Genomic DNA, 3641 nt, shown 5'->3' on the forward strand with positions numbered 1-3641 from the left:
CTGGAGGCGATGCTCGGCGTCAGCCAGATCCTGACGCGGACGATCGTGCAGCGCATGATCGAGCGCCAGCCGCCGGACATCCTGATCCGCGCCGGGGCCGACGGCATCGGCGGGCTCGACTTCTTCAAGGCCAAGGCGATCCTCGATGCCGCCGAGCCGGTGAAGGACGAGGTCAAGCGCAGGCTGGCGCAGGCTCTGGAACAGCGAGGCTGACCGGCTCCGGCACGTCGCAGACGAAGCCCGGCAGAGCGGCGGCGAGGGCCGCCCGGCCGGTCTGCGTCAGCGTCACCGCGCGGCTGTCCTTGCGACGCAGGACCCAGGCTGTCTCGAAGCAGCGGCAGGCCAGCGCGGCGGCGAGATGCCCCGCGAGATGCGGCTTGCGCTCGCTCCAGTCGAGGCAGGGGCGCAGGAGCGCGCGGCGTCGAGGCCTGTCCGGCAGGGCGATCCCGAGCGCGGCGAAGACGGCCTCGCCCGAAGCCGTCAGGCCATAGCCGCCCTCGGCGACGGCGAGATGCCCGCCCGCCACCAGCGCGTCGTGGATGCCGGTGCCGAGCCGGCCGGCGAAATGGTCGTAGCAGGTGCGCGCCTGGCTCAGCTCCGCGCCGACGCGCTGGGGCAGGCGACGCCCTCCGGTCCCGGCACCCGCGAGCACCATCAACCCTTCGAGTGCCTGTGCGACCTCGGGACCGGCCAGACGATGGTAGCGATGGCGGCCCTGCACCGTCACGGCGAGCAGGCCCCCCTGCAGCAGCCTCGCCAAGTGCCCGCTGGCGGTCTGGGGCGCGACGCCGGCGAGAAAGGCCAGTTCCTTGGCCGTCAGCGCCCGGCCATCCATGAGCGCATGCAGCATGTTGGCGCGCGCGGGATCCCCCATCAGGCTGGCGATCTCGGCGAGGTAGGGGCCGCGCGTGTTCATCAGGCCATGATGCTCCGGTCGGTTCCGCAGGCAAGGGCGAATGCTACGGCGCTCGCCGTAACGTCGCGCCGCGACAAGCCATGGCGGCAGTGCGACAAGGGCGCATGATCGACAGCGGCCTCCTTCTCTTCATCGCGGCGACCTTCCTGCTCGCCGGCTTCGTCAAGGGCGTCATCGGGCTCGGCCTGCCGACGATCGCGGTCGGCATCCTGGGCGTGGTGATGGCGCCTGCACAGGCGGCCGCGCTGCTGGTCGTGCCCAACCTCGTCACCAATGGCTGGCAGCTCGCGACGGGGCCCGGCCTGCGCCGCTGCATGACCCGGTTATGGCCGATGCTGGCCGGCATCTGCGGCGGCACCTGGCTCGGCGCGGGGCTGATCGAGCGGCAGAAGGACGGCTCCGCAACGCTCTGGCTCGGCATCGCACTGGTGCTCTATGCGCTGGTCGGGCTGAAGGCGGCGAAGCTGCGCGTGCCGGCCGGATTCGAGCTTTGGCTGGGGCCGCTGGTCGGCGTCGCCACCGGCATCGCCACGGCGGCGACGGGTGTCTTCGTGCTGCCGGCCGTGCCCTATCTGCAGGCGCTGGGGCTCGACAAGGACGAATTGGTGCAGGCGCTCGGCCTGTCCTTCCTGGTCTCGACGCTGGCGCTCTCGGTCGGATTGCTGGGGGCGGGCGTCCTCGATGCGCGGGTGGCGCTGCAGTCGGGCCTCGCGCTCCTGCCGGCGCTCGCGGGCATGGCGGCCGGAACGGCCATCCGCGCCCGCATCTCGGCCGCGACCTTCAAGCTGTGCTTCTTCGCCGGCCTGCTGGCGCTCGGCGGTTATCTGGTGCTGCGCGCCGCCGGTTGAGCCCGGCCGCGCACGGTCTCAACGGCCGCGCGTGTTGTAGGCGAGCCTGCGGTTGTTGCGCTTGAACCCGTACCAGGCGAGTTGGCGGTCGCCGACATCGACATGGACCAGCCCGTTCGAATAGGAGCCGACGCCGCCGACGGCGTCGAGGGTCTTGGCGACCGCGGCGGCCTTGCGCGGCGTCGTCGCGAGAGGGCGGAAATCGATGGCCTTGCCCCGGTAGTGCTGGGAGTTGCGGGCGTGGCGCCCGCCGCAGGTCGAGGTGATCTGGATCGGCCCGATCTTGTCGACCAGTTCCCGGATCATGGCGAGGGTTTCGGCCTTGAGGCAGCGCAGCCCCTTGACCTGAGGCTGGAAGGACACCTGCTCGATCGCGGAGTCGGCCCGCGCAAGAACAGGCACCGAGACCGCGAAGATCACGGCCATGACAATACAACGCATTACTAACCTGACGTGATGGGGAGGGTGGAAGGCTCAAGCCACCATCGCATGGTCTGGCTGAGCGGTTCGGCGGCTCTGCTAGACGGCCGACAAGGCAAAAGAAAGGCAGGATCGATTCGGATGATCTGAGACTCTTGCCTCAAGCGAACTGGCTCAGGACGTTCAGTCGAGCATAACCTTTCGGAATGACCATTGTTCTCGACCGTTATACGATTTGCCGCGGTGCTCGATCGTCCCTCAAGGTCTGCCGAAGCCGCATGGTTCCAGTCGCGACCGAAGCGCCGCCGGCCGCGTCCAGGGCAATTTTCAGGATTGCGTAGACAGGCGGCTAACCGCCCTGCCGGTCGAAGCGGGCAGACGATGCTGTCCTATGGTAAGAGATCTATCGACAGACGTTCCGTCGCGGAGGCGCCCATGCCTGACGAGGTGCAGAACTATCTGACGTCGGAGATCGAAACCCTGCGCAGCGCGGTCTTCAGGGCAGGTGCACTGAATGCCAAGACCCTCGGCCCCGCCGCCGAGCGGCATCTCGACAACATACTGCGCTTCGTCACGATGTCCTCCCCTCTGGAGGACGCGACCTATCTCACCGTGACGCGGATCGCCGCTTTTGCACGGGCGCTCTATGCGCAGCTCCCGGTCGCCGAGAGCGAAGCCGCAAGGCGTGAAGCCCTGGCCGCGGTGGACGCACTCGCGCTGCACCTCGACAGGGCTGCGCGGCCCAAGGCGGACGCATCGGCCGATCGTGGATACACCGACCCGGTCCTGCAGCCTCTCGCCGGCTGAAACTACCCCGGAGTCAGCGGCGCCCCTTGAAGAAGTCGCGCAGCAGCGCTGCAGCCTCGCTCTCGCGCAGGCCGCCATAGACCTCCGGCTGATGGTGGCAGGTCGGGCTGGCATAGAGCCGCACACCGTTCTCGACCGCCCCGCCCTTGGGATCGCCCGCGCCGAAATAGAGCCGGCGAATGCGGGCGAAGGAGATCGCCGCCGCGCACATCGGGCAGGGCTCGAGCGTGACGTGGAGATCGCAGCCGATCAGGCGCTCCGAGCCCAGCGCCCCGCAGGCCAGCCGCAGCGCCAGCATTTCGGCATGGGCGGTCGGGTCTTTCAGCTCCAGCGTCCGGTTGCCGGCGCGCGCGAGCACGATGCCGTCGCGGGTCACGACCGCGCCGACCGGCACCTCGCCGCGCCGGGCGGCAGCGCGCGCCTCGTCGAAGGCGAGCGCCATCGGGTCGATCCTGCCCGGCTCGCTTGCGGGATCAGGCTGCAGCCGTGGCATCGGACCTCCGCTTTGGCGCTCGCAGCGCGGGAAGCGCTCTGCTACAAGCCCCGGCTACACCGCGAATTTCGAGCCTGTCCAGCGAGCGAAGCGATCTTCGCCCGCGCGACGACAGGCTCAGGAGCCATCATGAGCGACGACAACAATCAGAAGAGCC

Annotated in this window: 5 protein-coding genes and 1 pseudogene; 3 read left to right on the top strand and 3 right to left on the bottom strand. The window is 69.3% G+C overall.

Going from position 1 to position 3641, the window contains the following annotated elements:
- Positions 1-213, top strand: a pseudogene (locus tag Q8M82_RS18130) (patatin-like phospholipase family protein); the annotation flags it as partial.
- On the opposite strand, the gene Q8M82_RS18135 reads toward Q8M82_RS18130, so the two are convergent.
- Positions 173-916, bottom strand: coding sequence for an ArsR/SmtB family transcription factor (locus Q8M82_RS18135; protein ID WP_305692712.1), 744 nt, complete (start codon positions 914-916; stop codon positions 173-175). The pseudogene Q8M82_RS18130 and the gene Q8M82_RS18135 sit on opposite strands and share 41 nt — an antisense overlap.
- Before the next feature lie 104 nt (positions 917-1020).
- Between Q8M82_RS18135 and Q8M82_RS18140 the strand changes: the two genes are divergently transcribed.
- Complete coding sequence (locus tag Q8M82_RS18140) at positions 1021-1764, top strand: sulfite exporter TauE/SafE family protein (protein WP_305692713.1); 744 nt, start codon at positions 1021-1023, stop codon at positions 1762-1764.
- 18 nt (positions 1765-1782) lie between these two features.
- Here the strand turns inward: Q8M82_RS18140 and Q8M82_RS18145 are convergent, their stop codons facing one another.
- A complete protein-coding gene (locus tag Q8M82_RS18145; RefSeq protein ID WP_305692714.1) occupies positions 1783-2190 on the bottom strand; it encodes a peptidoglycan L,D-endopeptidase MepK in 408 nt (135 codons plus the stop codon).
- 429 nt (positions 2191-2619) lie between these two features.
- Between Q8M82_RS18145 and Q8M82_RS18150 the strand changes: the two genes are divergently transcribed.
- Positions 2620-2991: a hypothetical protein gene (locus Q8M82_RS18150; protein WP_305692715.1), complete on the top strand. Its 372-nt coding sequence runs from the start codon at positions 2620-2622 to the stop codon at positions 2989-2991.
- Between the two features lie 13 nt (positions 2992-3004).
- On the opposite strand, the gene Q8M82_RS18155 is transcribed toward Q8M82_RS18150, so the two are convergent.
- On the bottom strand, positions 3005-3484 hold the full coding sequence (locus Q8M82_RS18155; RefSeq protein WP_305692716.1) for a nucleoside deaminase: 480 nt from the start codon (positions 3482-3484) through the stop codon (positions 3005-3007).
- Positions 3485-3641 lie beyond the last annotated feature (157 nt).

This window comes from Allobosea sp., assembly GCF_030694325.1.
GTDB lineage: Bacteria > Pseudomonadota > Alphaproteobacteria > Rhizobiales > Beijerinckiaceae > Allobosea.

Excerpts from the sequence above, each read along its gene's own strand:
- Q8M82_RS18155 (WP_305692716.1), bottom strand. The coding sequence starts at position 3,484 with ATGCCACGGCTGCAGCCTGATCCCGCAAGCGAGCCGGGCAGGATCGAC.
- Q8M82_RS18140 (WP_305692713.1), top strand. The coding sequence starts at position 1,021 with ATGATCGACAGCGGCCTCCTTCTCTTCATCGCGGCGACCTTCCTGCTC.
- Q8M82_RS18145 (WP_305692714.1), bottom strand. The coding sequence starts at position 2,190 with ATGGCCGTGATCTTCGCGGTCTCGGTGCCTGTTCTTGCGCGGGCCGAC.
- Q8M82_RS18150 (WP_305692715.1), top strand. The coding sequence starts at position 2,620 with ATGCCTGACGAGGTGCAGAACTATCTGACGTCGGAGATCGAAACCCTG.
- Q8M82_RS18135 (WP_305692712.1), bottom strand. The coding sequence starts at position 916 with ATGAACACGCGCGGCCCCTACCTCGCCGAGATCGCCAGCCTGATGGGG.